The sequence below is a fragment of the Nosocomiicoccus massiliensis genome, assembly GCF_000438455.1.
Taxonomy (GTDB): Bacteria; Bacillota; Bacilli; order Staphylococcales; family Salinicoccaceae; genus Nosocomiicoccus; species Nosocomiicoccus massiliensis.
The window spans coordinates 1-3,851 of the sequence record NZ_CAVG010000003.1 but is presented as its reverse complement, the minus strand read 5'-3'; the positions used below and the strand labels follow the sequence as shown (position 1 = coordinate 3,851).

The window sequence follows — 3,851 nt, the reverse complement described above, 5'->3', positions numbered from 1 at the left end:
TAAATAATTTATATGAACGATAAAGCAATTTGCATAAACGAATTTTCGATACGTTAACGTAAAAAGGATAGTGAGTACTTGTTCGTATCCTACAATACATATAACTTCCTATAATATATGTTATGTAAACTTTATATAAAAACAAATACGCATCCTTATATATACTATATTCGGATACGTAATGTAGTTTTGTTTATTGATTTAAATATTCCATAACTTGTTCCATATCTTTGTCGCCACGACCGGAGATTGTTACGACGAGTATTTCGTCTTGGTTCATTGTTGGTGCAAGTTTTAGTGCATGTGCGACGGCATGTGAACTTTCTAATGCAGGAATAATTCCTTCTATTTTAGATAGTACTTGGAGTGCGTTTAATGCTTCTTCATCTGTTGCGTATTCGTATGAAACACGTCCAATGTCATTATAATAACAATGTTCAGGTCCCGCACCTGGATAATCTAATCCAGCGGATATACTATATGCATCATCATCAGTTAAATACATTTTAGTACCATGTAATATATTTACTTTTCCTTTATTTATAGCCATTGAGTGTTGATTCGTTTCAAATCCTTTACCAGCAGCTTCTACACCATACAGTTCAACTGTTTCATCGAGGATAAATGGGTACATTGTACCAATTGCGTTTGATCCGCCACCAATACATGCAACAATCGCATCTGGTAATCTATTTTCTTTTTCTAATATTTGAGTTTTAATTTCTCGACCGATAACGCTTTGGAAGTCTCTTACAATTGTTGGGAATGGATCTGGGCCTAATGCACTTCCGAGTAAATAATGTGTGTCATCGACGTTTTTAACGTAGTATTCAAGTGCAGCATCAACTGCTTCAGTTAATGTTCGATTCCCCTCTTCAACAGCGACTACTTTTGCACCGAGAAGTTCCATTCTAAAGACATTTAAACGTTGTCTACGCATATCTTCAGCACCCATAAAGATTACGATTTCCATATCAAACATCGCTGCAACTGTTGCACTCGCAACACCGTGTTGACCAGCACCTGTTTCAGCAACGAGTCGTTTTTTACCCATACGTTTTGCAATTAACGCTTGTCCAATCGCATTGTTAATTTTATGTGCTCCTGTATGGTTTAAGTCTTCACGCTTTAAATAAATTTTAGCGCCTCCAAGTTTTCTCGTTAGATTTTCTGCGTATGTCAGTGGTGTTTCACGACCTGAGTATTCTTTTAAATAATAATTAAATTCCTCTTGGAATGATTCATCATGTTTTAATTCGTTGTACACTTCTTTTAATTCTGTCATAGCTGCTTTTAATTCTTCAGGTACAAATGCACCGCCATATTCTCCAAAAAATCCGTTGTGATCTGCTTCAGTTTGAATTTTATTTATAGTATTTATATTCATTATTATAGTCTCCTTATATTTTAATATTATTTAGATTTATCACGATGACGCCATCGTTTAAATTTAAACTCACAATAATTATTTAATAACACTGTCATCACTCTCCTTATAAAAAAACGCGCACTTTGAATCCTAAAAAAGGACGCAAAATGCGCGGTGCCACCTATATTAACAGTAAATACTGTTCACTCATTCAATCAAAAAAGCACCACGTAATAATATTCGTAAGGACGATATTATTTCGCGGTGCCACCTTAATTGCTTCTCTTATCTATATTTAGTTAAACGTTATTCGCCCAATTCAAAATAGCGATGTACATGTTCGCATCTACCACATGTTTTCTGACTACTACAACAACTACTTTTACTTTCACGAATAAGTAATTATTATATTAAACGCTCTATTTTAAATTGTCAACAACTTTTCATCTCTTTATATTTATAAGACAAAATGTAAAAAGTATAGTATACTTCGGTTGTAATCAAATATTAAGCACATGGGGAGCTTCGGCTGAGAAAGGTAAGACCTGACCCACAATCTGATCTAGGTAATGCTAGCGTAGGTGTTGTGTATATGCATGCTTATTTTGTATGTGTTTATTTCACAAGCCTCCTCTAATGGAGCTTTTTTTGTGCAAATAAAAGGAGAATTATTTTATGAAGTTTAGTGAGAAAGCTCGCGAATTATCAAAAAAGTTCTGGGATGGTAGCCATACGCATCCGTTCGTAACAGGGTTAGCTGACGGTACGTTAAGTGATGAATCATTTAGATATTATCTAATACAAGATGGCTATTACTTAATCCACTTCTCTCGCCTATTTGGTGAAATTGCAGATCGCGCAGAAGATAAAGAAATTAAAGATATTATGACGCGTAACAGAGAAGATTTAGAAGCAGGAGAAATCGCAGTTCGTGAAGATTTCTTTAAAGATCAAAATATCTCAGATGAAGAATTCGATAGTACAGAAGTTGCGCCGACAGCTAATCACTACATCGCTCATATGTATAGACAAATTGTAGAGTCTGAAGACTACATTGGCGTTGCGGTTGCGGGGATGTTACCTTGCCCTTGGTTATACCAAGATATCGGTTCTGAATTAGTGAAGCATAAGTCCTTAGTACCGATCTATCAAAGATGGATTGATACGTACGTGACTGACGAGTTTAACAACTTAACTGAAAGACATATCGAGCTTTGCGACAAATTATACGATAAAGCGACTGACGACCAAAAAGAAAGAATGTTAAACGCATTCTACATGAGTGTCAGATTCGAGTACTTATTCTTCGATATGTCTTACAAACAAGAAGAATGGGTGCAAATTTAATTGTCGACGAAAAAACTTACAATCATTTCTATATGTATCGCATTAAATACTGTATTATCTTCGGTAATTAGAATCGAAGGTATGGCACCAATGTCAACGGTGTTTAACATTATATTTGCCACATTTGGCACGTTTTATGTCACACTAATCGCCCTCGTCACAGCAGTATTAAGAATGTTTATCTTTAACATTCCACCACTTGCTATAACAGGCGCTCTGTTTGGTGCGATTTTAGCCGGATTATGTTACAAATTCACAAAATCCATATTTGGTGCATGGTTCGGGGAATCCGTTGGAACAGGAATCATCGGATCGATTGTATCCGTACCTATCATGCAATTCTTTATGGACCTAGACTCAAATGCAGTCTGGTTCTTATATACACCGAGATTTGTCGGAGCTACAATTATCGGTGGTATAATCGCAGTACTCATATACTCTAGGCTTAAACATTCAAGAGTATTTAAGGACATACAACAGTTATTCGATAAAAACCCTAATGAAAATCCAACTATACGTAAATCATAATAAAAAGAGAAGCACTATAGATTTATGAAAATCTGTGCTTCTCTTTTTTGTTATTTTCTAACTTTATCAATTAATTTTTGAGCATTTAAAACGATCGGTTTAAATACTTTTGTAAATGTGCCAGGGAGTTCTTCGATATAAGCATTGTAGCCTTGCTTAAACTTAAATACACCGTAATCACTCGCACCTTCATGGAAGTTACCTGTAATTCCGAACATATTAAAACGTTCGAGGCCGAGTTCTTTTGCTTTTTTAATCATTTCCCACGTCACAAAGTTCGTACCTAGATACTGTGAGTGCTCTGGATAACTACCACTATATAGATATACCATCTCATTATTATTGTAGTAATACATACCGACAGATAGATCGATTAAACCACCATATTTATCACGATGAGTGATTGCTTCATTTAATCGTTTTTCTCTACTTTTCACTAGGTTTTTCTTTTCATTTAAGCGGCGTTTTTCGCCGTTTGATTTATTCTCTTTATTTTCTAATACTTCAATCTCTTGAGATAATTCATCAAACTCTTTCTTTAGAGACTCGATATATTCGTTTAAATCAATTTGAGACATGACGATATATGATTTATCTTTTAAATTTC

The 3,851-nt window shown here is 34.8% G+C and carries 4 protein-coding genes; 2 read left to right on the top strand and 2 right to left on the bottom strand.

All coding sequences use genetic code 11. The features are described 5' to 3' along the window. Positions 1-193: 193 nt before the first annotated feature. Complete coding sequence (trpB, locus tag TJ68_RS00105; protein WP_162138440.1) at positions 194-1,372, bottom strand: tryptophan synthase subunit beta; 1,179 nt, start codon at positions 1,370-1,372, stop codon at positions 194-196. Between the two features lie 672 nt (positions 1,373-2,044). On the opposite strand from trpB, the gene tenA reads away from it, so the two are divergent. After that, the gene (gene tenA / locus TJ68_RS00100; RefSeq protein ID WP_040928088.1) at positions 2,045-2,716 is read left to right on the top strand and encodes a thiaminase II; all 672 of its coding nucleotides are present in this window, start codon (positions 2,045-2,047) and stop codon (positions 2,714-2,716) included. Then, the gene (gene thiW, locus TJ68_RS00095) at positions 2,717-3,244 is read left to right on the top strand and encodes an energy coupling factor transporter S component ThiW (RefSeq protein ID WP_040928087.1); all 528 of its coding nucleotides are present in this window, start codon (positions 2,717-2,719) and stop codon (positions 3,242-3,244) included. Positions 3,245-3,294: 50 nt separating this feature from the next. Here the strand turns inward: thiW and TJ68_RS00090 are convergent. Further along, a partial coding sequence (locus tag TJ68_RS00090; RefSeq protein ID WP_040928086.1) for a peptidoglycan bridge formation glycyltransferase FemA/FemB family protein occupies positions 3,295-3,851 on the bottom strand: 557 nt, incomplete at its 5' end.

Bases quoted from the DNA above. Each gene is read 5' to 3' on its own strand.
- tenA (WP_040928088.1), top strand. From the start codon at position 2,045: ATGAAGTTTAGTGAGAAAGCTCGCGAATTATCAAAAAAGTTCTGGGAT.